Consider the following 26,141-nt stretch of genomic DNA (forward strand, 5'->3'; position numbering starts at 1 on the left):
CTGCATTCTTATTGCTTAGATCCATATAAATAGTAAGATCAGATGCATTGAAATAAGTTCCAGATACTACTGGGAAAACCAAGCGCGAGTAGCATTTTTCGTAATCGAATACCTACACTGCGTAACCACCAGAAAGCATTCTCAATTTTGAGTCTGAAATTTTGTTAACATTTGCTAGAATTATTACTTTGTAACGATATCTCGCAAGGTCATCGATTTTTACAATGGCCCTCAACATCCCCTTTATCTTACCATTGTATTCGTTCCCAGCTTCATCGCATTCTTCTCCCTCTAATATTCTGTTAATGTCCATAACAAGTATTTCTTCTAATTTTATACTCTTGCTTTCAAAATTATCTTCTGTTGTTCTGAACTTCGACTGTATAAAGTATACCGTTTTTGCTTCATGATCTAAATAGTAACCATCTATGCCACCGTCATAAGCACCATCCGTTATACACTCTTCCCTTTCCTTAAAATCGAGCACCCCAAAGCTCACCTTCATATAAAGGTGAACAAATGCCCTGGACCTCGCCTGATTCACCTTTTCGTTATCAGACTTTGGCGGATTATATTTTTGCTCATATTTGGTTCCAATAGCCTCTTCACAAATCTTGTCAAGAATACGCACCATCATAGAATATTTGCTCATCCTTTACTCCGTTATTGCGGGATTGAATAATCTTATTAGCGGTTGCAATGCGTATTTTCTTTCTATTGCGCGAGTTCGGAAACTGTACCTTTCTTATTTCGCTCTACAAAGACTTCTTCGCCCTTCAACGCGTCGGGCATGGGGCCGCCGGTGGCCCAGTCCAGAAGCTCCACGGTGTGGAGGATCGGCAGGCCGGTGCCCGACGCGATCTGGGTGATGCAGCCCAGGTTTCCGGCGGCGATGGCGTCGGCCCTGGTGCTCTCGATGTTGCGCACCTTGCGGTCGCGGAGCTGGGTCGCGATCTCCGACTGGAGCAGGTTGTAGGTGCCGGCGGAGCCGCAGCAGAGATGCCCTTCCGGCACCTCCCGCACCTGGAACCCGGCCGCGCGCAGCAGGTCGCGCGGCGGATTCTTGATCTTCTGCCCGTGCTGCATCGAACAGGCGGAATGGTAGGCGACCGCCTGCCCCGTGGCGACCACAGGCTCCATCAGGCCGATCTCCGCCAGGATCTCCGTCACGTCGCGGGCGAGGCCCGCGATGCGCTTGGCCTTGTCCGCGTAATCCCGGTCCTCGCGGAAGAGGAAGCCGTAATCCTTCACCGTCGTGCCGCAGCCCGACGCGTTGACGATCACCGCGTCCAGCCCGTCGCCCTCGAGCTCGCGCGTCCAGGCGTCGATGGTGCGGCGGGCGGAGGCCTTGGCGAGGTCCTCCTTGCCCAGATGGTGGGTCAGAGCGCCGCAGCATTCGGCCTGCCTGCTCACCACCACCTCGACGCCGTGGCGGGTCAGCAGGCGGATCGTCGCCTCGTTGATCTGCGGGGCGAGAACCCGCTGGGCGCAGCCGATCAGCAGCGCCACGCGCTTGCGGCGCGGCCCCGCCGCCGGGTGGCTGCCCGGCAGGTCCGACCGGCTCGGCGCCGACACGTCGCGCGGCGCCAGCGTCAGCATGGCGCGCAGCCGCTCCGGCAGCAGCTTCGCGAAGGGACGGCCGATGCCGGCGCCCATCAAGGCAAGGCGGAACAGGCGCGGGTTCGGCAGCACGCGGGCCAGCAGCTCCCGCGCCGCCCGGTCGGCGGGCGGGCGGACATGCGTCTTCTCGATGTGGGCGCGCGCGTGATCGACGAGGTGCATGTAATGCACCCCCGACGGACAGGTCGTCATGCAGGACAGGCAGGACAGGCAGCGGTCCACATGCTTGACCACCTGCGGGGCCGGGGCGCCGCCCGTCTCCAGCATGTCCTTGATCTGGTAGATGCGTCCGCGCGGGGAATCCAGCTCGTCGCCGAGCAGCGTGTAGGTCGGGCAGGTCGCCGTGCAGAAGCCGCAATGCACGCAGGCGCGCAGGATGCTTTCCGATTCCCGGTAGTCGGCGTCGGCGAGCTGGGCAAGGGAGAAGTTGGTCTGCATGATGGTGCTCTGGTTCTCACACGCCGGGATACATGCGGCCGGGATTGAACAGGCCGCGCGGGTCGAAGCCGGCCTTCACGCGCCGGGTCAGGGCCAGGAGCGGCTCGGGGAGCGGCTGGAAGACGTCCGCCGCCGCGCGGACCGCCTCGGGCGCGCGGACCAGCGTGGCGTGGCCGCTGCCGGGCATGGCGGCGCGGACGGCGGCGCCCTCGTCTCCGTCGCCGCCCGGCGCCACGGCCGCCCACAGCAGCCCGCCGGCCCAGTCCAGATAGACCTCCGCGTCCAGGGCGCGCCGCAGCGCCTCCGCGACGCGCGGCCCGTCGGCGGGCGGAACGGACAGCTTCCAGACATGGCGCGCAACATCCATGGCCCCATCACCGGCGCCGCCGCCGGCGAAGAAGGCGACGTCGCGGACCTCCCGCCAGACCGCCAGGGACTCCTCGCGCTCCAGCACGGCGTCGGCGCCAAGCTCCTCGCGCAGCGCCGCCACGCGGGCGGTCACCGACGGGGCGAAGCCCTCCAGCCGCACCAGCGTCGCCGCCCCGCCCGCCCCGGCCACGCCCGGCACGGAGGAGCGCGCGGCGATCCCGGCCGGCAGGTGGGCCGCACCCGAGACCTCGTAGGGGCTCTGCATCGCGCGGGTCAGGGCCGCCACGGCCGCCGCCTCGTCGCGGCCGGCGAGCAGCAGCGTCCGCGTCTCCTCGGGTGCGGGCAGCACCTTCACGGTCAGCTCGGTCAGCGCCGTCAGCGTGCCGAAGCTTCCGGTCATCAGCTTGGGCACGTCGTAGCCGGTGACGTTCTTCACCACCTTGCCGCCGCCCCGGTACAGCTCGCCCCGCCCGTTCACGCCCTGGATGCCCAGCGTGTGGTCGCGCGCCGAGCCGTCCTTGATGCGGCGCGGGCCGCCCAGCCCGCAGGCGATCAGCCCGCCGAGCGTGCCCTGCCCGGCCGGCCGGCCCAGCAGCGGCCCGTAATCCGGCGGCTCGAAGGAGAGCTGCTGGCGGCGCTCGGCCAGCATCGGCAGGATCACCGCCATCGGCGTGCCCGCCCCGGCGGTCAGCACCAGCTCCTCCGGCTCATAGTCGGTCACGCCGGCGAGTGCGGAGAGGTCGAGCCGGTGAGCCGCCCGCACCGGGCGGCCGAACCCGCGGCGGGATCCGCCGCCGAGGATCTCCAGCGGCTCGTTCGCGGACAACGCCCATCGCACCGCCTCGGCGGCCTGGGCGGGGGTCTCCGGCTTCAGGGTCGAACCGGCGGCTTCCGTGGTCATGGTCATCTCGGGAACGCGGCCTCAGAAGCGGGGAATGTCGGGGAAGCGCAGCTCGCCCCCATGGACGTGCAGCCGGCCCAGCTCGGCGCAGCGGTGCAGGACGGGGAAGACCTTGCCCGGATTCAGCAGCCCGTCGGGGTCGAAGGCGCATTTGATGCGCTGCTGCTGGTTCAGGTCCACCTCGTTGAACTGGTGCAGCATCAGGTCGCGCTTCTCCACCCCGACGCCATGCTCCCCGGTCAGCACGCCGCCGACCTCCACGCACAGCTTCAGGATGGCGGCGCCGAACTCCTCCGCCCGCCCCAGCTCGCCCGGCTTGTTGGCGTCGTAGAGGATCAGCGGGTGCAGGTTGCCGTCGCCGGCGTGGAAGACGTTGGCGCAGCGCAGGCCGTAGGTGGTCTGCATCTCCTCCATGCGCTGGAGCACCAGCGGCAGCGCCTTGCGCGGGATGGTGCCGTCCATGCAGTAGTAGTCGGGGCTGATGCGCCCGACCGCCGGGAAGGCCGCCTTGCGCCCGGCCCAGAAGGCCAGCCGCTCCTCCTCGGTGGTGGAGACGCGGGAATAGCAGGCGCCCTTGTCGCGTGCGATCTCCGCCACCCGGTCGATCAGGTGGTCCACCTCGGCCGCCGGCCCGTCCAGCTCCACGATCAGCAGAGCTTCCACGTCCAGCGGGTAGCCCGCCTTGACGAAGGCCTCGGCGGCGTGGATGGCCGGCTTGTCCATCATCTCCATGCCGCCGGGAATGATGCCCGCCGCGATGATGGCGGCGACGCAGTCGCCGGCCTGCTCGCTGCTGGGGAAGCCGATCAGCACGGCGCGCGCGGTGGCCGGCTTGCGCAGGATGCGCACGGTCACCTCGGTGACGACGCCGAGCAGCCCTTCGGAGCCCGTGACGATGCCCATCAGGTCGTAGCCGCCCGCGTCCACATGCTTGCCGCCGAGCCGCAGGACGGTGCCGTCCATCAGCACCATCTCCAGCCCCAGCAGGTTGTTGGTGGTCAGCCCGTACTTCAGGCAGTGCACGCCGCCGGAATTCTCGGCGATGTTGCCGCCGATGGAGCAGGCGATCTGGCTGGAGGGGTCGGGGGCGTAATAGAAGCCGTCCGCCGCCACGGCGGTGGAGATGCCGAGGTTGGTGACGCCCGGCTGCACGACGGCGCAGCGGTTGGCGTAATCGACCTCCAGGATTCGGTTGAACTTGCCCAGCCCCAGCAGTACGCCGTCGGCGAGCGGCAGCGCCCCGCCGGACAGCGAGGTGCCCGACCCGCGCGGCACGACCTTCACCCCCATCTCCTTGCAGGTCTTCAGGACCCGGGAGACCTGCTCGGTCGTGCTCGGCAGCACGACGACCAGCGGAAGCTGGCGGTAGGCGGTCAGCCCGTCGCACTCGTAGGCGCGGCGCTCGTGCTCGTCGGTGATGACGCCCTCTCCCGGCACGATGGCGCGCAGCCGGTCGATCAGCTCCCGGCGGCGCTCGATCACCCCGGCGTCGGGCTCGGGCATCTTCATGAGGAGAACTCCTGTGGCGTCATGTCGGTCGGATCGGACGGTGCCGAGTGCGGGCGCCGAGCGTGGGAGCGGATGCCCGGCATGGTTGCCGAGACTTTGGTACGATCCTTGTCCGGCCGGGGCGAATGATATGAAGCTTTGCCTTAGGAAAACAATGCACCATGTCAATCATCAGTGCATACTGGCTTTACAAAATCAACAAGGCTGCGGGAGGATCTTCGCATGTGCCGCATGTTCGCCGACCAGGATCCCTCACGCTTCCGCATGGTGACGCGCCGCGTCCGCCTCAGCGGCCATTCGACCAGCGTCTGCCTGGAGGCCGCCTTCTGGGACATGCTGGAGGAGGTGGCGGCACTCCAGGAGGTGTCGCTCGGCCGCTTCCTCTCCAAGTTGCACGACGAGGTGATGGCGAAGGGGGTGGAGCGGCGGAACTTCGCCGGGCTCCTGCGCTGCGCCTGCCTCAGCTACGCGCAGCAGGTCAAGGGCAGCCACCCGCAGCTGGAAGAGCTGGAACGGCAGGCCCGGACCGACTTCGGCGAGATCGTGCGGGCGCAGGCGGCCTGACGGGGCCGCGGTCGCGGGGCGCCGAGGCGCCCCGGCCCTCGCGGGCCGGAGCGCCCCGTTAGGCCGGGGGTTCAGATCGCCTTCCGGCCCATCTGGTCGGCGATGTGGTCGGCCTGCCGGAGGGCCAGCGCCACGATGGTCAGGGTCGGGTTTTCCGCCCCGCCGGTGGTGAACTGCGAGCCGTCGGAGATGAATAGGTTCGCCACGTCGTGGGTCCGGCCCCACCTGTTCACCACCCCGTCCCGGGGCTTCTCGCTCATGCGGTTGGTGCCGAGATTGTGGGTGGAGGGATAGGGCGGCGTCGGGAAGGTGCGCAGGGCACCGACGGATTCGTACAGCGCCATGCCCTGCCGGTAGGCGTGGTTGCGCATGGCGATGTCGTTCGGGTGGTCGTCGTAATGGAGGTTCGGGACCGGCATCCCGTACTGGTCCTTCAGCTCCTTGTGGAGCGTGACGCCGTTGCGCTCCTGCGGCATGTCCTCGCCGACCAGCCACATGCCGGCCATGTGGTCGTAGCCGTCGAGCGCCGAGGTGAACTCCCGCCCCCAGGCGCCGGGGTTGAGGAAGGCGGCCATGAAGGGCAGGCCCAGCGAGATGGTCTCCATCTCATAGCCGCCGACGAAGCCGCGCGACGGGTCGTGGCGCACCTCGTCGGAGACGATGCCCGCCATGACCGTGCCCCGGTGCATGCGCACCTTCTTCTCGAACACGCCGTAGACCGAGCCGGTCATGTGGCGCATGTAGTTTTTCCCCACCTGGCCCGAGGAGTTGGCAAGCCCGTCCGGGAACAGGTTCGAGGCCGAGTTCAGCAGCAGGCGCGGGCTTTCGATGGAGTTGCCGGCCACCGCCACGACGCGCGCCCGCTGGCGCTGGAGAATGCCGTCCTTGTCGGCATAGACGACGCCCGTGACCTTGCCGGCGGCGTCATGCTCGATCCTCAGCGCGTGGGCGTTGGGCCGGACCTCCAGATTGCCGGTCGCCTCCCCCTTGGGGATCTCGGCGTAGAGGGTGGACCATTTCGCCCCCGACTTGCAGCCCTGGAAGCAGAAGCCGATCTGCATGCAGGGGCCGCGCCCGTCCCGCGCCTCCGAATTGATCGCCATGCGGCCGGTGTGGCAGTGCCGGTAGCCCATCTTGTCGGCGCCGGCCTTCATGACCTTGAAGTTGTTGTTGCCGGGCAGGCCGGGGATGCCGTTGGTGCGGGTGACGCCCATCCGGTCCTCGGCCCGGGCGTAGTAAGGCTCCAGCTCTTCCAGCGTGATCGGCCAGTCCAGCAGGTTGGCGCCCGCCACCTCGCCGTAGGTCGTGCGGGCCTTGAACTCGTGCGGCTGGAAGCGCAGCGACGCGCCGGCCCAATGGATGGTGGAGCCGCCGACCGCCTTGACGATCCAGGCCGGCAGGTTGGGAAAGTCCTTGGAGACCCGCCAGCTTCCAGACGTCGTGCGGTTGTCGAGCCAGGAGATCTGCTGGAAGCTGGCCCATTCGTCGTTCTGGAAATCCTCGATCTCGTGCCGGCCGCCCGCCTCCAGTATCACGGTGCGGATGCCCTTGAGCGCGAGCTGTGTCCCCAGCGTGCCGCCGCCCGCACCCGATCCCACGATGACCACGACGCCGTCGTCGTTCAGGTCGAATTTCGCTGCCATCGCCGTTTTCCTCCCACTGGGCTCCTTGCTCAGAGCCACTCGATGTCGTTGAAGCCGCGCTCGAGATAGCCGCCGTAACCGGCGCTCTCGCCCTCGTAGCCGAACAGCGGCCACAGCTCCGGCTGGTTGTAGAGGCCGGTCACCATCCCGGCGCGGACCTTCTGGAAGAAGGCGCCCTCCTCGATCTCGCGCAGCAGCCGAACCCGGTCCGCCTCCCAGCCGACCTCGGCGTAGGCGACGCCGTGCTTGGCCCTGGCGAGTTCGTCGAGCCGGGCGATGCCGGCCTCGACCAGCTCCCGCGCGGCCGGGTCCTTGGCCGCCGCCTCGTCATGGGCCTTCATTGCGATGGCGTAGAAGCGGTCGGCCAGCCGGTCGTGCGGGTAGACGTCGCGCGCCATTCTCACCAGCGAACGCATGGTCTCCGGCGCCAGCGCCTTGACCTCGTAGCCCCAGGCTTCCGCCGGGCTGAGGATCGCGCCGCCGGACACCAGTATGACCGCCGTGGCGGCGGCCGAGGCGGTTCCCGCGAGGAAGGCGCGCCGCCCGAGCGGCGGGGTCGTCTTGGCTGTCATCCTCTCCTCCCATTCCCTTGGTCTTGCCGTCATTCGCAGCCCCGCCCGTCAGCGGAAGCGGCCGTGCCTCTGGAGGACCTCGATCTTGTAGCCGTCGGGATCCTGCACGAAGAAGAAGCGCGCCATCAGCGCCCCCTCGCGCATGAACTCCTTGATCGGGTTCGGTGCGTAGCCGAGGGCGGTGAAGCGCTTGTGCTCGGAATCGAGATCATCCACGCAGACCGCGAGATGGCCGTAGCCGTCGCCATGGGCGTAGGGCTCGGTGCGGCCATGATTGATGGTCAGCTCAAGCTCGAAGTCGCTGCGCGCGTTGCGCAGGTAGACCAGCGTGAAGCCGTCGAAGGCGTAGCGGTCGGCGCATTCCAACCCGAACGCCTTGGCGTAGAAATCCCTCGACCGCTCCTCGTCCAGGACACGGATCATGCTGTGAATGGCCTTGGCCATCGCGGCTCCTCCCCCATGCGTCTTCTTGAATGTCGTTCGGCGGCACGGCGCGCGTACGGTCCCGGTCGCTGGCCGGCAAGGGGATGGCCCTGGAAGGTCGTGGCGTCATGGTTCCTCCGCGCGATGCTGAAGGAACTCTAGACCCGCGGAAAACCGCGCGGGCAGTATCTATTTACTACACGCACATTCTTATGGACGAACAATCAGAGTAGCCCGGACAGGGAGTCGCGGACCGGGCGAGCGGCACTTATCCGGCGATCCGGCCGAGCCGGTCGTTGTCGCCGGCGATGTTCCACGTTTCACTATTGCGCTGTGCCGCATGCCCTTTCGGCGGCGGCAACGCATTGCCGGCCATGTACAGCAGCGCGCTTGCCGCCGCCAGCAGGCCGAACAGGAAGAACATCCCCGCACCGCCCCAGGCCGCCAGCGCCAGACCGCCCAGAAACGGCCCGGCGAAGTTGCCGACCGAGGCGAAGGCGTGCGCCCCGAAATAGCTGCCCCTGTTGGCGTCGTCGGCGATCCCGTCCACCAGCGCGAACTCCGTGGGGACCACCAGCACCTCGCCCAGCGTGAAGACGACCATCGAGGCGACCAGCGTATAAGTCCCTGTGGACAGGCTGAATCCGACCTCTCCGGCCAGGAACAGCAGGCAGCCGATCACCAGGCCCGGCATCGCCCCGATCCGCTCGGCCAGACGCCGTGCCGGCGCGCTCGCCACGAGGACCGTGACGGCATTCACCGTCACCAGCAGCGCGAACAGGCTCACCCCGTCCTCAAAACCGCCGCCGACATACTGCGACAGCGTGACCGTCCATTGGCCGTGCACCGCCAGGAGCAGCAGCCCTCCCCCGACGAACAGCGCGAGCCGCGGGTCCCGGAAGGCCTCCATCAGCCCGCGCAGGCCGGTCCCCGCCGCCGGATCGCCCACGCCACCGCTGGACCGCGCCGGAACCATCAACGCGACCGCCAGGGCGAAGCCCAGATGAGCCAGCCCGGCCGTGAGGAACAGCGTGGAGGAGGCGCCGCCCAGCATCACCGCAAGCGCCGGGCCGGCGCCCCAGCCGAGGTTGGTCGCGAGATAGCGCCATGAGAAGACGCGCATGCGCGCCTCGGCCGGTGTGGCGTCGCTCATCAGGGCGCGCGACACCGGTTCATACACGGCGGCGGCGACCGCCGAGACGATGTGGGCCAAGGCGAAGGCCGGCACGGACTCGGCCACGCCGATCCCCATCAGCGCCAGCCCGGCGAACAGCAGGGCCGCCGCCAGCACGCCCCGGCGCCCGATCCGGTCGGACAGCGACCCGGCGAGCGGTGCTGCCACCGCGCCCAGCAGCGGGCCGGCCCCCAGCAGTGCCCCGATGTTGGCCGGCGTCAGCCCGAAGCGCTGCTGCAGCAGGATCGCCAGGAAGGTCAGGCTCATCCCGCGCGCCAGCGCGACCACACCCGATCCCGCGATCAGCAGAAGCGCGATCCGGTGACCGTCCCGCTTGGAATGTCCCTGCATGGCCGCGCCCTGCCCCGGTCCGATGATGCCCACCCCCGATCATTGGCCCTTTCGCGGCGAAAGGGTACCGGGGATTTGAATCGGAGAGGGGCGCCGGGGCTCAGATCGAGGTCGGTTCCGGAACCGGTACGGTCACGCTGCCGCCGGCCGGCGAGGCGGGAGCGGGCTCGGCGGCGGGAGCGGGCTCGGCGGGAGCGGGATTGCCGGCCGGGGGTGTTTCGGGCACCGGCGCCGCTTCCGGGGCGGGGAGTTCGCGGACTTCGACCGCGCCCTTCTCCTCCTTGGGCAGCGGAGCTGGCTCGGCGGCCGGGGCCGCGACCGGGGCTTGGGCCGCTGGGGCGGGGGGCGGGTCCGTGGCGACCGCATAATCGGGGACGATGCGCGCCTGGCTGCCGGTGATCACCAGCACCTTCTGGCCGAGCGCCAGCGGGCGTTCCTCGCGCTGGGTCACCGACAGCATGTCGCCGTTGGGCTTGCGGACGATGTATTCCCAACCCGTGGTGTCGCCCGTCATGTGCTCGATGCTGGTGCCGAGCAGCGTGCCGATCATGGTGCCGCCGACGGCTCCCAGGGCCGAGTTGATGCCGACGCTGCCGCTCTGTGTGCCGAGCACGCCGCCGGCGGCACCGCCGGTGACGGCGCCGATGCTGCCGTTGGCGCTGATCGCGACCTCGCGATAGCCGACGACGACCGCCGGCTCGACCTTGTTCGCCTGCTGGACGGCGCCCGAAGCGTAGGTGTTGGGCGAGTAATCGGGGGCACAGGCGGCCAGAGCGCCGGCCGAAGCGGCGAGCAGCCCGAGAATGATGGAGCGCACCGGAGGAACCATCCGCTTGAGAACAAAGCGTTCCTCATAAGCGATCCGGCTTGGGCTGTCACCCGACAATTATCGGGGACAAACACCGGGGATCCGGCGCGCGCCACGGACCGAGGGGCGGGCCGGAAAGGCCCGCCCTCGGTGCGTGCTCAGCGGCGGAGCGGCTTCACGTCCGGATCGACACCGGCCGCGGCCGGAACGTCGGGGTCATATTTCGGGGCCTTCTCCAGCTCGGCCTTGCTGGCGTTGACGGTCACCTTGTCGCCATCCACGCGGACGTCGTCCCAGGGCACGGCAACCTGGTTGGCGCCGATGGTCGCGAGACCGCCCCATTCCACCACGAGGCCGGCCACCTGCCCGTCCGGGCGGATCAGCACATTCTCCACGTCGCCCAGCTCCTCGCCCTGCGGGCTGGTGACGGTGCGCCCGATCAGGTTGTCGAGGTCGCGCCCGGCTTCGCTGCCGGCATAGGGCGGTGCCGTGTTGGCGGGGTTCGTGCTCGTGGTGATGTCCGGCTGTTCGTTGATCTTGTCGGTCACCGCGTTCTGGGCCAGCGCCGGGCCGGCGAGCGTGACGGCCAGGGCCGCGATCAGGATGGTCCGCATGGATGGTCTCCGTCTGTCCCGATGCCCCGTTGCGGGGTCCGGTCTCGAATGGGTCTTGATCCTGCAACAAGCGGTATAGCGGCGGGTTCCGCCGCAACCCTGGCAATCCCCAGGGCAAGGGCGTTGCGGCGCTTGACGGCCGCACCAACATAGGAGTGGATAGGACGTTGCTTCGTGCCGGGCAGGCCATTCCGGAACCGCCCCGTGCGGAGCCGGGAGGCGCACATGAACCGGTTGGGCAAGCTGCTGTGCGTGTCGGCCATCTCCCTGGCGGCTCTCTCCGCCGGGCCGGCGGAGGCTGGACGCCGCCATTACCATCACCACCATGGCCCGAGCGTCGGGGGCGTGATCCTGGGGCTCGGCGTGCTGGGCTTGACGCTCGGCGTCGCGTCCGCCCTCGCGGCACCCCCGCCTCCGCCCGTCTATTACCCGCCGCCGGGCTACCATCCGCCACCACACGGCTACGGCTATGCTCCGCCGGCCCGTTACGCCCCGCCTCCGTACCCACGGGGCGGCTACCTGAACGCGGTCCCGACCTCGCCCGTCTTCACCGGCCCCGGCGGTGCTACCTGCCGCGAGTTCCAGTCCACCGCCCTGATCGGCGGCCGGCAGGAACCCATCTTCGGCACCGCCTGCCTCCAGGCCGACGGCTCCTGGAAGGTCGTGCCGTAAAAGTGGCCATGAGGGCGGCCTTGCCTCGCGCCTGATCACCGCCGGGCAGCCATGCCCACGGGCGGTCGCCGCCCATCTGGCGCGGGCTTGGCAATATTAGTATATCAGCGGCTCCGAACATGACCGGGACCGGACGCACTTTTTCCGGCACCGGCCTATCCCCTGCCCCGGATCCGCTCCGCCCGCCATGCCTCTTTCCGTTCACCTGATTCCGCTCGCCGCGACGATCCTCCTGCTGGTGTCGCGGCGCGTCAGCCTTCTGACCGCCGGGCTCATCGGCATGGCGCTGTCGCTCGCCGTGCTGGTCGCGGTCCAGCCCTCGACGGAGGCGGCGGCCGGGGTGGTGGCGTTGAAGGCGGCGGAGGGGGCGTGGCTGGCCTGGCACGCCATGTCCATCATCGCCGCCGGCCTGCTGTTCCACCGCGCCTTCGAGGCCCGGCCAGGCCAGGCGCCCCATCCTGACCAAGCGGCGGCGGCACCGCGGGGAGACCGCCGCCGGGCGGTCTTCGTCGCCTGCTTCCTGGCCGGTCCTTTCGCGGAATCGGTCACCGGCTTCGGCGTCGGGCTGGTGGTGGCGATCGCGATCCTGCGGCAGCTGGGTCTGCCGCCCCTGCATGTCGCCGCCCTCGGCCTGTTCAGCCAGGTGCTGTCCCCCTGGGGCGCGCTCGCCGTCGGCTCCCGCGTCGGCGCGGAGCTGGCGGGCATTCCCTTCGCGGAGCTGGGAACCGCGAGTGCCCTCCTGATGATGGTCGTGCTGCCCGGCCTGATGCCGGTCTTCTGGCGGCTGATCCACGGGGCCGGGCTGACCTCCAGCCCGGCCGAGCGCGCGGCCGACATCGCTCTCGCCCTGGTGCTGGCCGGTCTGGTCTGGGTGACCAACCGCTTCGTGGCGCCGGAGCTGGGCGGAGGGCTGGCAACGGCGGTCCTGCTCCTGCTGGTCGAGGGGCCGCGCCTGCCGCGCGACACCTCCAGCCTGCGGCAGCTCCTGGCGCGGCTGTGGCCCTACATCCTGCTGGTCTGCGGGCTGATGGCGACGCGGCTCCTGCCACCGTTCTCCGGCTGGACCGGCGATGTGCTGGTCCTCGACCCCTTCGGCGGGCTGGCACCGCTGCCCATACTGCGCCATCCCTCGACCTGGCTGCTGCTGGTCGCCGCCCTTTTGCTGGCCGGCCTGCCGCCGGGCCGCGCTGGTGGCGTGCTGCGCGGCTCCCTGCGGGCGGCGCTGGTGCCGATGGCGGCCACGCTGGTCTTCGTGGAGCTGGCCGGCTTCATGGGCGCCTCGGGCGGTGCCGCGGCCTTCGGCCAGGCGTGGCAGAATATGGCCGGCGACATGGCCGTTCTGGCGGCGCCGGTCTTCGCCGCCGCCGCCGGGGCGCTGACCGGCTCCAACACCGCCTCCAACGCGCTGATGATGCACATCCAGCTCAGCCTTGCCGCCGGAAGCGGCCTGCCGCCGGTCACCACGGCGGCCGTGCAGACCGTGGCCGGCAGCCTCTGCACCATCCTCATGCCCGGCCGGATCGTGCTGGCCGCCGGCCTGCTCGGGCTGAAGAAGGCGGAAGGGCCGATCTACCGTCTGGCCCTGCCCATCGGGCTCGTGCCTGCCGCCCTGCTGCTCGCCGTGGTCGCCGTGGAGGTCTGGCTTCTCTAGCCGCTCATCACCCGCCCCTCACCATCCGATCGCCCGAGGCAGCCATGTGGCGATGCCCGGATAGGCGAAGATGATGGCGAGCGTGATGACCTGAAGGGCGATGAAGGGCACCACCCCCTTGTAGATGTCCAGCGTGGAGACCTGCGGCGGCGCCACGCCGCGCAGGTAGAAGAGCGCCCAGCCGAAGGGCGGCGTCAGGAAGGAGGTCTGGAGCACCACGGCGATGAGCGTCGCCGTCCAGACCGGATCGACGTTCGCGGCCTGGAGGACCGGCAGGAACATCGGCACGACGATGTAGCTGATCTCGATCCATTCGATGAAGAAGCCGAGCACGAAGATCAGCCCGATCATGAAGATCAGCACACCGTCGGCACCGCCCGGCACCAGCGTGAAGGCGTCGTGCACGAGCTTCTCGCCCTGGAGGCCCCTGAAGGCGAGCGCGAAGACCTGCGAACAGACCAGCACGAACATCATCGCCGCCGTGATGCGCGCGGTGGAATGGACGGTCTGGACCAGCGTGGTCCAGTTCAGCCGCCCGACGATGGCGGCGACCAGCACGCTGCCGATCGCGCCCATGGAGGCGGCCTCCGTCGGCGCCGCGACGCCGCCGATGATGGAGCCGAGCACCGCCAGCACCAGCGCGATGGGCGGCAGCCCGACCTTCAGTACCTTCATGAGCAGATCCCGGCGCGGCATGGCCCGGCGTTCGTCGAGCGGGATCGGCGGCACCATCTCCGGCCGGACGAGGCCGAGCAGCAGCATCGCCGCGCAGAAGATGCCGGCGAGCAGGAAGCCCGGCAGGACGGCCGCCGCGAAAAGCGTTCCCACCGACTGGCCCATGATGTCGGCCAGCAGGATCAGGATCGTGCTGGGCGGGATGAGCTGGCCCAGCGTGCCGGACGCGCAGATCGTTCCGCAGGCGAGGCTGGCGCTGTAGCCGCGGCGCAGCAGCGCCGGCAGGGTCAGCAGGCCCAGCGTGACGATGGTGGCGCCGACGATGCCCGTGGTCGCCCCCATCAGCACGCCCACCAGGATGATGCCCAGGCCCATGCCGCCGCGCAGCCCGCCCGAGACATGGCCGATCACCTCCATCAGCTCGTCCGCGATGCGCGACTTCTCCAGCATCACGCCCATGAAGACGAAGAGCGGGATGGCGATCAGCGTGTAGTTCGCGGTCACCCCATAGATGCGGGCCGGCAGCAGGTTGAACAGCAGCGGGCCGAAGCCGAGCCAGCCGAACACGAAGCCGCTGACCGCCAGCGTGATCGCCACCGGAATCCCGATGGCGAGCATCGCGAAGAAGGACAGGATGCAGCCGATGGCGAGGATCTCATTGAGCGGCATGGCGATCCCTTGAGTCGGTGCCGGCATCCCGCTTCGGGGCGCCGATGAACGGACGCAGCGCGCGCAGCACGGAGGCGAGGCTCTGAAGGCCGAGGATGGCGAAACCCAGCGGGATCATCGCCTTCAGCAGGTAGCGGTGAGTGAGGCCGCCGGGGTCGGACGACTGTTCCCCGATGTTGTAGGACTGCATCGCGTAGGGGATGGACAGCTTCACGATCAGGACGCAGAGCGCCAGCGCCAGCAGACAGGAGACCAGCTCCACGGCCTGCTGCGCGCGTTCGCTCATGCGGCCATAGAGGATGTCCACCCGGACATGCCCGTCATGCTGGATCGCGTAGGCGATGCACAGCAGGGCCAGCGGCGACATCAGGTGCCATTCCAGCTCCTGCATCGCCACGGAGCCCGTGTGGAAGGCGTAGCGCATCAGCACGTTGCCAGCCATGACGAGGACGAGGGCAAGGCCGCTCCAAGCGGCCGCGCGCCCGCAAAAGCCGGCGACGCCATCCAGCGCGCCGGCCAACCGCTCGATCATGATGACCGTCACCGCCCCGTCAGGTCCGGCCCAGCTGGCCGCGGATCTCCGACTGGTAGACCGCCTCGGACACGCCGGCCCAGGAATCGTGCGTCGCCTTGAAGGCCATGAAGGAATCGTGGACCTTCTTGACCAGCGGGTCCTTGGCCGCGGCGTCGGCCAGCACCTGGCTCGTCGCCTCCCTCAGCTTCGGCACGATCGCGGCGGGCAGCGGCTGGGCGGTGACGCCCTGGTTCTTCACGAGGTCGTTCAGCGCCTCGGCGTTGGTCGCCTCGCACCAGGTGTGGCTGATGGTGTTGCAGGCCGCCGCGGCGATGCGGACGATCTCCTTCAGGTCGTCGGGCAGCGAGTCCCAGGCGGCTTTGTTCACGATCAGCTCCGACACGTTGGAGGTCTCGTGCCAGCCGGTCGTGTAGTAGAACTTCGCCGCCTTGTGCAGGCCGAGCCGGCGGTCCTGGTAGGGGCCGACGAACTCCGCCGCGTCGATCACGCCGCGCTCCAGCGCCGGGAAGATCTCGCCGCCGGGCAGCAGCTTCACGTCCACGCCGAACTGGGCGAAGACCTTCCCGGCGAGGCCGGGGATGCGCATCTTCAGGCCCTTGAAGTCCTCGATCTTTTCGACCGGCTTGCGGAACCAGCCCGTCATTTGGACGCCGGTGTTGCCGATGGGCATGGGCACGAGGTTGAAGGGGGCGTAGACCTCCTCCCACAGCTTCTGCCCGCCGCCGTGATAGAGCCAGGCCGACATGCCCTGGAAGTTCAGCCCGAAGGGCACGGCGGTGAAATACTGGGCGGCGAAGGTCTTGCCCGCCCAGAAATAGCTGTTGGCGACGTTCATCTCGATCGTGCCGTTCGAGACGGCGTCGAAGCCCTCCAGGGCCGGGATCAGCTCGCCGGCGGCGAAATGCTGGATCTGGAGGCGCCCGCCGGACATCTTCTTCACCATCTCGATGAAGTCCGTTGGGCTGCCGGGGCCGGCCACGTAGAAGGGCGAACCCGGCCCGTAGGCGTTCGTCATCTTCCACTGGAACGTCTTCTGGGCGCTGGCGATGCTGGGCGCCGCGATGCCGGCAACGGTGGTGGCCGCAGTGGCGGCGGAACCCGTGACGGCGGCTTTGACGAAGGAACGACGGTCCATTGTGCGGGGCCTCTTCGTGGATGGCTGGCGGGGAGCACGCAACGCGGTTCGGCCGTGCCGATGCGCTTGCCGTTACCCTTGCATGTGGCATGCCACACGCCAGTTCTTCACGAAGCCGGGCCCAGGCGGGCGGCTCCGCGAGCAGTCAGCGTCTCCCGCCCGCTCGTCATGGAGGTGACGAAACGCCCACGAAAAAGGCCGAGATCAAAAAACGTTCATGTTTTGGGCAGGAACCCCCGCGTCACTCCGCGGGGGCGGCCTTGGCCCGGGCGGCGGGGCGGCGGGTCAGCCGCTCGCTGACCCGCTCGAACAGGATGAAGAGCAGCGGGACGAAGACGATGCCGACGACCGTCGCCGCCATCATGCCGCTGAAGACGGTGACGCCGATGGACCAGCGGCTCGCGGCACCGGCTCCATGGGCGACCAGCAGCGGCACCACGCCCAGGATGAAGGCGATGGCGGTCATCAGCACCGCGCGGAAGCGGGTGCGGGCACCCTCCACCGCCGCCTCGATGATGGGCTGTCCTTCCTCGCGCCGGGTGCGGGCGAACTCGACGATGAGGATGGCGTTCTTGGCGGCGAGGCCGATCAGCAGGACGAGGCCGATCTGCGCGTAGATGTCGCTGGCCGTCCCGGTCACCCACAGGCCGAAGGCGGCCCCGCCGATGGCGACCGCCACCGACAGCACGACCGACAGGGGCACCAGCCAGCTTTCGAACTGCGCGACCAGGAACAGATAGGCGAAGAGCAGCGCCAGCCCGAAGACCACCAGCGTCTGGTTGCCGGCCTCGCTCTCCTGGAGCGACAGGCCCGACCATTCGAAGCCATAGCCCTGCGGCAGGGTCGCGGACGCGACCCGCTCCATGGCGGCGAGCGCCTCGCCGGAGCTGGCCCCCGGCGCCGGCTGGCCGTTCATGGCGGCGGACGCGAACTGGTTGTAGCGGGACACGGCGTCGGGGCTCAGCACCGTGCGGATGGAGGCGATGCTGCGCAGGGGCACCAGCTCGCCGCTGGCGGCGCGGACGTGCAGCCGGTCGATGGCGTTGGCCTCGTCCCGGAAGCGCGCCTGGTCCTGCACCATCACGCGGAAGACCCGGCCGTACAGGTTGAAGTCGTTGACGTAGAGCGAGCCCAGATGGGCCTGGAGCGTGGAGAAGACGTCGCCCGGCGTGATGCCGAGCAGCGCCGCCTTGGTGCGGTCGAGATCCAGGAAAAGATGCGGCACCTCGGCGCTGTAGGTGCTGAACACCGCGCGCAGCGACGGATCCTGGTTGGCCGCGAAGAGCAGGCCACGCAGCGTCTGGGACAGCTCCTGCGGTGATTGTCCGCCAAGCGCCTGGAGCTGGAAGTTGAAGCCGCCGGTGGCGCCCAGCCCGGGGATGCTCGGCGGGTTGAAGGCGACGATGGTCGCCTGCGGGATGGCGGCGAATTGCGGCTGGAGGCGGGCCAGCAGCCCGTCCACCTGCTCGGCCGCGTCGCCGCGCTCCTCCCAGGGCTCCAGCGCCGCGATCAGCAGGCCGCCGTTGGAACCGGCGCCGCCCAGCAGGCTGAAGCCCGACACGCTGATCACGTCGGCGACGCCCGGCGTGTCCTGCATGATGGATTCCACGCGGTTCAGCACCGCCTCGGTGCGCTCCAGCGCGGCGGCGCTGGGGAGCTGGACGTTGACGAAGAAATAACCCTGGTCCTCCGCCGGCAGGAAGGCCGAGGGCAGCGAACGCATCAGGAAGCCGGCGCCGGCCGCGATGGCGAGGAAGGCCAGCATCGACAGGGCAAGCCGCCGCCCCATGCCGCCGACCAGCCGGCCGTAGCCGTCGCGCGTGCGGTCAAGCATCCGGTTGAAGGCGGCGAGCGGCCCGCGCGTCGGCATCTCCGGCCGGTGCAGCAGGAGCGCGCAGAGCGCCGGGCTGAGGGTCAGGGAGTTGATGCCCGAAATCAGGAAGGAGACGGAGATGGTGACGGCGAACTGCCGGTAGAGCTGGCCGGTGATGCCCGGCAGGAAGGCCACCGGCACGAAGACGGCGGCCAGCACCAGGGTGGAGGCGACGATGGGGCCGGTCACCTGCCCCATGGCGCGCCGGGCCGCCTCGGCCGACGACAGCTCCGGCTCCTCCTCCATCACGCGCCGGACATTCTCCACCACCACGATGGCGTCGTCCACCACGAGGCCGATGGCGAGGATCAGCGCGAAGAGCGTCACCGTGTTGGCGCTGTAGCCGGCGGCGAGCAGCACCGCGAACACGCCGATCAGCGACACCGGGATCGCCAGCGTCGGGATCAGGGTGGATCGCCAGTCCTGGAGGAACAGGTAGGTGACCGCGACCACGAGCACGAAGGTGATGCCGAGGGTGAGGACGATCTCCTCGATGGTGGCGTTGACGAAGCGGGTGGTGTCGAACACCACGGCGTAGTCGAGCCCTTCGGGGAAGCGTTCGGACAGGCGGGCCAGCTCGGCCTGGACCGACTGAGCGACGTCCAGCGCGTTGGCGTCGGCGGCCTGATAGACGACGAGCGTCGCCGCCGGGTTGCCGTTCAGCTTGGAGGTCGAGCTGTAGCTCTGCGCGCCGAGTTCGACGGTGGCGACGTCGCGCACCCGCACGACGGCGCCGTTGGGGTTGGTGCGGACGATGATGTCGCGGAAGGCGTCCACATCCTCCAGCCGGCCCTGCGCCAGGACGGTGAGCTGCTGCTGCTGACCGGACGGGGTCGGCGGCGCGCCGATCTGCCCGGCGGAGGCCTGGACGTTCTGCTGCCGGATGGCGTCGACCACTTCGGTCGCCGTGACGCCCAGCGCCGTCATGCGGTCGGGGTCCATCCAGATGCGCATGCTGTAGGTCAGGGCACCCATCACCTGCGCCTCGCCGACGCCCTCGATGCGGGCCATCGCGTCGCGCAGGTTGATGCTGGCGTAGTTGCTGATGAAGACCGGGTCGTAGCGGCCGTCCGGCGAGAAGATGCTCACCGCCATCAGCATGTTCGGCGACTGCTGGCGCACGGTGACACCCTGGCGCGTCACCTCCGACGGCAGCAGCGGGGTCGCCAGCGACAGGCGGTTCTGCACGTTGATCGTGGCGAGGTCCGGGTCGGTGCCGACCTCGAAGGTCACGGTCAGGGTATAGGCGCCGGTGTCGGTGCTGGTCGAGCTCATGTACATCATGTTCTCGACGCCGTTCACCTGCGCCTCGATGGGTGCTGCGATGGTCTCGGCCACGACCTGGGCGTTGGCACCGGGATAGTTCGCGACGACCTGCACGGTCGGCGGGGTGATCGGCGGGAACTGGGCGACCGGGATGACGCGGATCGCCAGGAGGCCCGCCAGCACGATCACCAGCGAGATGACGATGGCGAGGTTCGGCCGCCGGATGAAGAGCGCCGAGATCATGGCTGGGCCGCCATCTGGTCCACGGCCGGGCTCGGCTGGACGACCATGCCCGGCCGAACCTTCTGCGCGCCGTCGAGGATGACCGTCTCACCCTCCTGAAGGCCCTTCTCGACGGCGAGCATCTGCTCCATCTGCGCGCCGGGCTCGATGCGGCGCTGGGACACGCGGTTCTCGGCGTCGAGCACCAGGACGAAGCGTCCTTCCCGGTCCTGCTGCACGGCGGCGACCGGGACCACCGGGCGGCGTTCGGTCTGCTCCGGACGGATCAGGACGGTGACGAACTGGCCCGGCAGCAGGGAGCGCTGCGGGTTGGGGAAGACGGCGCGGATGGCGATTGTCCCGGTCGCCGGGTCCACCCGGTTGTCCACGAACTCCACCCGCCCCTCCTGGGCGTAGTCCGCCCCGTTGGCGAGCCGCAGTCGGGGGACGTAGCGCTTCACCAATTCCTGAGGCGACAGCCCCTCATGCTGCTGCTGCACCGCCATCAGGTCGCGGTCGCTGACGGAAAAGACCACGCGGATCGGGTCGAGCTGGACCACGTTGGCAAGCGCGCCCGTGGAGGGCGTCACCAGGTTGCCGACCGTGACGGCGGTGGTGCCGATCCGCCCGTCGATGGGCGAGGCGATCCGGGTGTAGCTGAGGTTCAGTTCCGCCGTCTGCACGGCGGCGCGGGCCGCCAGCACGTCGGCCTGGGCGATGTCGCGCGCGGCGATGGCCTCGTCGAGCTGCGCCTGGCTGACGTTGCCGCGCCCGCGCAGCTCCTCCACCCGCTGATAGGACTGCTCGGCCTGGCGCAGGCTGGCCTCGGCGCGCGTCAGCTGGGCGCGGGCGGACGCCAGCACCGCCTCGTAGGGGCCGGGCTCGATCACGTAGAGAAGGTCGCCGGCCTTCACGTCCTGCCCGTCGGAGAAGGCGACCTCCCGCAGGAAGCCCTCCACGCGGGGCCGCGCCTCGAAGGACTGGATGGCCTCGATCCGCCCGATGAACTCCGCCGTCGGCGCCACGTCGCGCGCCTGCACGGGTACGGTGGTCACGGCCGGCGGCGGCCCGGCGGGCGCGCCGGTCTGGGCGAGCACCGGGCCGCAAGCGATCAGGGCGGCCAGTAAGACGGCGGGGCCGGAGCGGAGAAGCCGGAAGGAGGTCCGAGGGGCGGGGGGCTTGCGGTGGGGCATCGCGGGCGCTCGTCTCCGGCGGGGAACATCGAATTCGGATCGCGGCAAAAAGGGGCGCGACCTGTCCTCAACAACGCAAATGCCGGTTCGGCTCCCGCGAATGGGTCTTAATCCGCCGGCTCAAGGCGCCGGACGTCACGGCGAGGGTGGCCCGGCGCCGGGCAGGCTGCCCTTCTCCTCGACGCGGGAGCGCAGATCGACCTCGCGCAGCAGGCTCCGCAGCAGCTCGTCGCCGATGCGGTCCTCCTCCCGCAGGGCGAGCAGGGCGCGCCGTTCGGCGTCGAAGCCGTTGGCGGCCTCCCCCTCCCCGCCCGCCGCTTCCCTGCCGCGGGCCTCGGCCATGGTGCGTTCGGCCAGCCGCTCCTCCTCATCCTCCTCCCTGTGGTCGGACAGGGCGGCGCGCCGGACGGCCGGGCGCAGGGTCAGCCCCTGGACCACCACCGAACCGACGATCACCAGCGCCACCACGACCAGGATCAGATTGCGGTCGGCGTAGGGCTGCCCGCCGGCGGCGTCGGTGGGGATCGACAAGGCCAGCATCAGCCCGACGACGGAGCGGGTCGAGGCCCAGGCGATGATCGCTGCGGCGGCGGCGCGCGTCGTGCCGGACAGCGCCGTGGCGACCTGCGGCAGGGCCGCCGTGGCGTAGCCCACCGCGTATTGGATCACGAGCACGAGCAGGAGCAGCCCGGCGGCCGCCAGCGCCGCGGCCGGCAAGGCCCAGTCGCCCAGATCCCGGACCGCGCCCGGCATTGCCCGCCCGGCCAGGAAGAAGAGCACGGCCGAAAGCATCAGGCTCGCCTGCTCCCAAAAGGCCATGGCGGTGATGCGGGCCTCCGACGAGGAATGCGGCGCGCCCGTGCGCCGGTCGATGCGCACGGCGGAAATGACCAGGGCGGCGGTCATGATCACAACGACGCCCTGCAACCCCGCCGCCTTCGCCAGCAGCGCGCCGAGATAGGGGGTGGCGACCGACACGGCGATCTCCAGCGGTGCCGGATGCACGCGTTCCCTCAGCCACACCATGGCGCGCCCGAGGGCGAAGCCCGCCATGATGCCGCCCAGCAAGTCGTAGGCGAAGCCGCCGAACAAGGCCGGCATGGAGGCCTCTCCCTCCGTCAGCACCCCCACGGCCAGCCCGAAGCCGGTGACCAGCAGGACGCGCGTCACCATCTCCCGCGCCTTCAGCGTGTCGGCGACGGCACGGGGAACCTTCGGGCGGCCCTTGGCCTCGTGGAACAGGCGCGTGTCGAACAGGGAGACCAGGATGCCCAGCAGCACCGCACTGGTCCAGGGCAGCTCCGGCAGGAGCAGCCAGGCCACGACCGACGCCGCCGCCGCGGTCGCCAGCGTCAGCAGCGCCCCCAGCAGGACGCCGGGCAGCAGCGTGAAGCGGAGCAGATGGTAGGACACCCGCACGGTCGAGGCGTAGATGACCGGCGGCAGGAACAGCTCCAGGATGAGCTGCGGGTCGACCTTGACGGGCGGCAGGCCGGGCAGGAAGGCCGACGCCGCCCCGGCGCCGAACAGCGCCAGCGTGTCCGGCAGGCGCAACAGCCGCGCCAGGACCATCAGCGGCCCGATGACGGCCAGCAGCAGGGCGGCGAATTGGAGCGTGGTCAAGGGCGCCCTCGCGTCGGGAACGGCAGCCCTGCAACATGCGGACGCCCGGTCCGTTCCTGCGGACCGGGCGCGTCATGGGAACCAGGCGCCTTACTGTTTCGGCAGGGCGTAGGCGATGACGTAGTCGCCGGCCTTGGTTCCGATGGAGCCATGGCCGCCCGCGACATGGACGACATACTGGCGGTCGCCCGCCGTGTAGCTCATCGGAGTGGCCTGCCCGCCCGCCGGCAGGCGCTGCTCCCACAGCGTCTCGCCCGTGGTCAGGTCGTAGGCGCGCAGGTAGTTGTCGATGGCGGCACCCAGGAAGGCCACGCCGCCGGCCGTGATCATCGGCCCGCCGATGCCCGGCACGCCGAGTTCGATCGGCGGCAGCGGGACCGGGCCGGCGTCCCGCACGGTGCCGTTCTTGTGCTTGTAGGCGATCTCGCCGGTGCGCAGGTCCACGCCCGCGACGAAGCCCCAGGGCGGCGCCTGGCAGGGCAGCCCGAGCGGCGACTGGAAGGGCTGCATCCGCACGGCATAAGGGCCGCCGACATTGAGGTTCAGGCCCGCCTCGCCCGTGTTGACCTTCTGGCCGGAGCCGACCTGGTCGCTCGGGATCAGCTGCGAGGTGAAGGCCAGGTATGTCGGCATGCCGAACATGACCTGCCGCACCGGATCAACGGCGACGGAGCCCCAGTTGAAGACGCCGAAATTGCCGGGATAGACCAGCGTGCCCTGCAGCGACGGCGGGGTGTAGCGCCCCTCGTAGCGCAGGGAGCGGAACTGGATGCGGCAGGCCAGCTGGTCGAGCAGGCTGACGCCCCACATGTTCGCCTCGGTCAGCGGCTCCGGCATGAAGGTCAGGCCGGAGACGGGTTGGGTTGGGGATGTCCGGTCCTCCGGGATGGCGCCGCCCGGCGCCGGCACCTCGCGCACGGGGATGATGGGCTCACCGCTCCGCCGGTCGAGCACGTAGAGGTCGCCCTGCTTGGTCGGGCCGACCAGCGCCGGCACCGGCCCGCCCGCCGTGGTGATGTCGATCAGCACCGGCTGGGCCGGGACGTCCATGTCCCACAGATCGTGGTGCACGGTCTGGCGCACCCAGCGCACCTGCCCGGTCCCGAGGTCGAGCGCCACGATGGAGGAGCTGAAACGCTCCACCGCCTCGCTGCGCCCCATGCCGAGCTGGTCCGGGGTGCGGTTGCCGAGCGGGATGTAGACCATGCCCAGCGCCTCGTCGGCGCTGAAGATCGACCAGCTGTTCGGCGAGTTGGCCGTGTAGGTCTCACCCGGGCCGAGCGGCGTGGTGCGGTCGGGGTTGCCGGAATCCCAGTTCCAGACGAGAGCACCCGTGTTGATGTCGAAGGCGCGGATCACGCCCGACGGCGACTCCATGGCGTAGTTGTCGTTGACCGACCCGCCGATGACGATCAGCCCCCGTGCCACCACGGGCGGCGAGGTCGAATAGTAGAAGCCGCTCTGCTTGTTCGGCATGTTGGCCCAGAGATCGACCGTTCCGCCCTGGCCGAAGCCGGTGCAGACGGTGCCGGTCATGGCGTCGAGCGCGATCAGCCGGGCGTCGGCGGTCGGCAGGAAGACGCGCGCGGCGCAGGGCTGGCCGGACCGCGCGCTGTCCACGTGATAGGACACGCCCCGGCAGGTCTGGTGCTGCCGGTTGGGGTCGAGCTGGATCTTGGGGTCGAAGCGCCACCGCTCCTGGCCGGTCGTGGCATCGAGCGCGATGGCGATGTGGTGCGGGGTGCAGAGATAGAGCATGTCGCCCGCCTTCAGCGGGGTCACCTGATAGGTGGTCTCCGCCACGTCGTCCGGGCCGCGGATGTCGCCCGTGCGGTAGGTCCAGGCGACCTCCAGCTCTCCGACATTCTCCGTGGTGATCTGGTTCAGCGGCGAATAGCGCTGCCCGTACAGCGTGCGCCCGTAATGGTGCCATTCGCCGGGCGGAACGTCGCCGGTGCCGGCCTGGGTGCTCGCGTTCTGGGCGGTGACGGCCTCCGTGTTCAGGCGGCCGGCCATGTCCTGCGGGTCGCGGAAGATCGACACGCCCGCGACCACCAGCGAGACGAGCACGGCGCCCAGAAGCGCCATCTGCGACATCCGCTTGCCGGGAGCGGCGCCGGGGACCGGTACCGGCGTCGCCGGGCGCCCCAGCGCCCAGGGCGTCAGCAGCCAAAGCCCGAGCAGGACGACCAGACCGCCGCGCGTGCCGAGCTGCCACCAGTCGAGCCCGACCTCCCACACGGCCCAGGCCAGCGTGCCCAGGATCAGCAGGGCGTAGACCAGCCGCGCCCCCGGCTTGCGCCGCAGGACGAGATACGCCGTCACGGCGAAGGCCACGCCCGCGATGAAATAGTACCAGCTTCCGCCGAGCGCGATGAGCCATGCCCCACCGATCCCGAGGAACAGCGCCATCGCGAGAAACAGTATCAGTGTAATGATCATCGCCCCAGGCTCCCACTGCTGCCGGACAACGACGCGCCAACCCCGGCAAAGCCGGAACGTTCCACCATGGCGGCTATGCGCCGCCCCTATGGCTATTGATCAGTGACGCCGATTATTTCACTGCGTTCTTTGGTTGTCCTAGAACGATCCTCCCGCACGCAGCCAGAGTGCGGGAGGGTCGGATGGAGACGGGCCGGAGGAAACATCCGCGTTGGTGCCGTGTTGGCCTGTTCCGTGACGGCCGGTCCGGAGAACGGCGCTTGAAGGGAGCAAAGGGCATGTCCGACGCCATCCGCATCGGCACCTCCGGCTGGACCTATCCGACCTGGCGCGGGGCCTTCTATCCGCCGAAGCTGCCGCACCGGCTGGAGCTGGACCACATCGGGCGGCTCTTCAATTCGGTGGAGATCAACGCGACCTTCTATCGCCTGCAAAGCCCGGACACCTTCCGGCGCTGGCACGCCGAGACGCCCGAAGGCTTCCTGTTCGCGGTCAAGGGCAGCCGCTACATCACCCACCGCAAGCAGCTCGGCGACGTGGCGGAGGCGCTCGCCAATTTCCTCGCCTCCGGCCTGCTGCTGCTCGGCGGCAAGCTCGGCCCCTTCCTGTGGCAGCTTCCCGAACGCACCCGCTTCGACCGCGACCGGCTCGCCCGCTTTCTCGACCGGCTGCCCGGGGACATGGAGGAGGCCGCGCGGATCGCACGGGGCTGCACCGCCATCGTCGAGGGACGGTCCTGGACGGAACCCGTCGCGCAAGGCCTCCTGCGCCACGCGTTGGAGGTGCGGCACCCCAGCTTCCAGGATCCCGCCTTCTTCGAGCTGCTGCGGGAACGCGGGGTGGCGCTGGTCAGCTCCGACGCACCCGGCTGGGAGCGGATGGACCGGCTGACGGCGGATTTCGCCTATGGCCGGCTGCATGGCGCCGAGGAGCTGTATGCCAGCGGCTATGGCGAGGATGCGCTCGACGGCTGGGCCGAACGGATCCGGGACTGGAGGGCCGAGGGAGCACAGCGCGTCTTCGTCTATTTCGACAACGACGCCCGCGTGCGCGCCCCCTTTGACGCGCTGTCGCTGGCCTCACGCTTCAGCAGCGGGAAGGCCCCCGACGAACCGCCTCGCCCGGCCCGCGCCGCGCCCGCAGCCGGGGAACGGGCCGGCGCCCCGCACGGTTAGCAGAGGTGGTTCCGCCCGCCCCCA

The 26,141-nt window shown here is 69.4% G+C and carries 21 protein-coding genes; 4 read left to right on the forward strand and 17 right to left on the reverse strand.

All coding sequences use genetic code 11. The features are described 5' to 3' along the window. Positions 1–112: 112 nt before the first annotated feature. The 4 genes from JUB11_RS13140 to JUB11_RS13155 form a co-directional block, all read right to left on the reverse strand. Entirely contained in the window at positions 113–652 is a 540-nt protein-coding gene (locus tag JUB11_RS13140; RefSeq protein ID WP_207459002.1) for a hypothetical protein, read from the reverse strand. Between the two features lie 62 nt (positions 653–714). Continuing rightward, the gene (gene glcF, locus JUB11_RS13145) at positions 715–2,058 is read right to left on the reverse strand and encodes a glycolate oxidase subunit GlcF (protein ID WP_207459003.1); all 1,344 of its coding nucleotides are present in this window, start codon (positions 2,056–2,058) and stop codon (positions 715–717) included. Between the two features lie 16 nt (positions 2,059–2,074). Then, positions 2,075–3,328 carry a glycolate oxidase subunit GlcE gene (gene glcE, locus JUB11_RS13150; RefSeq protein ID WP_348771423.1) on the reverse strand — a complete coding sequence of 418 codons (1,254 nt, stop codon included), beginning with the start codon at positions 3,326–3,328 and terminating at the stop codon, positions 2,075–2,077. A gap of 21 nt (positions 3,329–3,349) precedes the next feature. Beyond that, positions 3,350–4,837, reverse strand: coding sequence for an FAD-linked oxidase C-terminal domain-containing protein (locus tag JUB11_RS13155; RefSeq protein WP_207459005.1), 1,488 nt, complete (start codon positions 4,835–4,837; stop codon positions 3,350–3,352). A 222-nt stretch (positions 4,838–5,059) separates the two neighbouring features. On the opposite strand from JUB11_RS13155, the gene JUB11_RS13160 reads away from it, so the two are divergent. Next, a complete protein-coding gene (locus tag JUB11_RS13160) occupies positions 5,060–5,401 on the forward strand; it encodes a ribbon-helix-helix domain-containing protein (protein ID WP_207459006.1) in 342 nt (113 codons plus the stop codon). 71 nt (positions 5,402–5,472) lie between these two features. On the opposite strand, the gene JUB11_RS13165 is transcribed toward JUB11_RS13160, so the two are convergent. From JUB11_RS13165 to JUB11_RS13190, 6 genes are all read right to left on the reverse strand, one after another. Beyond that, positions 5,473–7,044, reverse strand: coding sequence for a GMC family oxidoreductase (locus JUB11_RS13165; RefSeq protein ID WP_207459007.1), 1,572 nt, complete (start codon positions 7,042–7,044; stop codon positions 5,473–5,475). 29 nt (positions 7,045–7,073) lie between these two features. Then, positions 7,074–7,616 (reverse strand): gluconate 2-dehydrogenase subunit 3 family protein, encoded by a 543-nt coding sequence (locus JUB11_RS13170; protein ID WP_207459008.1) that lies wholly within the window; start codon positions 7,614–7,616, stop codon positions 7,074–7,076. Between the two features lie 48 nt (positions 7,617–7,664). Then, the gene (locus tag JUB11_RS13175; RefSeq protein ID WP_207459009.1) at positions 7,665–8,060 is read right to left on the reverse strand and encodes a glyoxalase superfamily protein; all 396 of its coding nucleotides are present in this window, start codon (positions 8,058–8,060) and stop codon (positions 7,665–7,667) included. 247 nt (positions 8,061–8,307) lie between these two features. After that, a complete protein-coding gene (locus JUB11_RS13180; RefSeq protein ID WP_207459010.1) occupies positions 8,308–9,564 on the reverse strand; it encodes an MFS transporter in 1,257 nt (418 codons plus the stop codon). A 100-nt stretch (positions 9,565–9,664) separates the two neighbouring features. Continuing rightward, entirely contained in the window at positions 9,665–10,381 is a 717-nt protein-coding gene (locus JUB11_RS13185) for a hypothetical protein (protein ID WP_348771424.1), read from the reverse strand. A gap of 149 nt (positions 10,382–10,530) precedes the next feature. After that, a complete protein-coding gene (locus JUB11_RS13190; protein ID WP_207459012.1) occupies positions 10,531–10,986 on the reverse strand; it encodes a PRC-barrel domain-containing protein in 456 nt (151 codons plus the stop codon). Positions 10,987–11,211: 225 nt separating this feature from the next. Here JUB11_RS13190 and JUB11_RS13195 point away from each other — a divergent pair, with 225 nt between their 5' ends. Both JUB11_RS13195 and JUB11_RS13200 read left to right on the forward strand, forming a co-directional pair. Next, positions 11,212–11,658 (forward strand): hypothetical protein, encoded by a 447-nt coding sequence (locus tag JUB11_RS13195; protein ID WP_207459013.1) that lies wholly within the window; start codon positions 11,212–11,214, stop codon positions 11,656–11,658. A 187-nt stretch (positions 11,659–11,845) separates the two neighbouring features. After that, the gene (locus tag JUB11_RS13200) at positions 11,846–13,309 is read left to right on the forward strand and encodes an L-lactate permease (RefSeq protein ID WP_207459014.1); all 1,464 of its coding nucleotides are present in this window, start codon (positions 11,846–11,848) and stop codon (positions 13,307–13,309) included. Between the two features lie 18 nt (positions 13,310–13,327). Here the strand turns inward: JUB11_RS13200 and JUB11_RS13205 are convergent, their stop codons facing one another. The 7 genes from JUB11_RS13205 to JUB11_RS13235 form a co-directional block, all read right to left on the reverse strand. Further along, positions 13,328–14,653, reverse strand: a complete 1,326-nt coding sequence (locus JUB11_RS13205; RefSeq protein ID WP_207459015.1) for a TRAP transporter large permease subunit — start codon at positions 14,651–14,653, stop codon at positions 13,328–13,330. Next, positions 14,640–15,185: a TRAP transporter small permease subunit gene (locus JUB11_RS13210; protein WP_207459016.1), complete on the reverse strand. Its 546-nt coding sequence runs from the start codon at positions 15,183–15,185 to the stop codon at positions 14,640–14,642. The genes JUB11_RS13205 and JUB11_RS13210 overlap by 14 nt, the downstream gene beginning before the upstream one ends. 19 nt (positions 15,186–15,204) lie before the next feature. Further along, positions 15,205–16,323, reverse strand: a complete 1,119-nt coding sequence (dctP, locus tag JUB11_RS13215; protein ID WP_207459017.1) for a TRAP transporter substrate-binding protein DctP — start codon at positions 16,321–16,323, stop codon at positions 15,205–15,207. A gap of 241 nt (positions 16,324–16,564) precedes the next feature. Continuing rightward, positions 16,565–19,705 carry a multidrug efflux RND transporter permease subunit gene (locus JUB11_RS13220; RefSeq protein WP_207459018.1) on the reverse strand — a complete coding sequence of 1,047 codons (3,141 nt, stop codon included), beginning with the start codon at positions 19,703–19,705 and terminating at the stop codon, positions 16,565–16,567. Beyond that, entirely contained in the window at positions 19,702–20,877 is a 1,176-nt protein-coding gene (locus tag JUB11_RS13225) for an efflux RND transporter periplasmic adaptor subunit (protein WP_207459019.1), read from the reverse strand. The genes JUB11_RS13220 and JUB11_RS13225 overlap by 4 nt, the downstream gene beginning before the upstream one ends. Positions 20,878–21,012: 135 nt before the next feature. Further along, entirely contained in the window at positions 21,013–22,500 is a 1,488-nt protein-coding gene (locus JUB11_RS13230) for a cation:proton antiporter (protein WP_207459020.1), read from the reverse strand. Positions 22,501–22,590: 90 nt separating this feature from the next. Next, positions 22,591–24,942: a glucose/quinate/shikimate family membrane-bound PQQ-dependent dehydrogenase gene (locus JUB11_RS13235; RefSeq protein ID WP_207459021.1), complete on the reverse strand. Its 2,352-nt coding sequence runs from the start codon at positions 24,940–24,942 to the stop codon at positions 22,591–22,593. Between the two features lie 278 nt (positions 24,943–25,220). Between JUB11_RS13235 and JUB11_RS13240 the strand changes: the two genes are divergently transcribed. Then, positions 25,221–26,117: a DUF72 domain-containing protein gene (locus tag JUB11_RS13240; protein WP_207459022.1), complete on the forward strand. Its 897-nt coding sequence runs from the start codon at positions 25,221–25,223 to the stop codon at positions 26,115–26,117. Positions 26,118–26,141 lie beyond the last annotated feature (24 nt).

It is taken from the genome of Azospirillum sp. SYSU D00513, assembly GCF_017356015.1.
GTDB lineage: Bacteria > Pseudomonadota > Alphaproteobacteria > Azospirillales > Azospirillaceae > Azospirillum.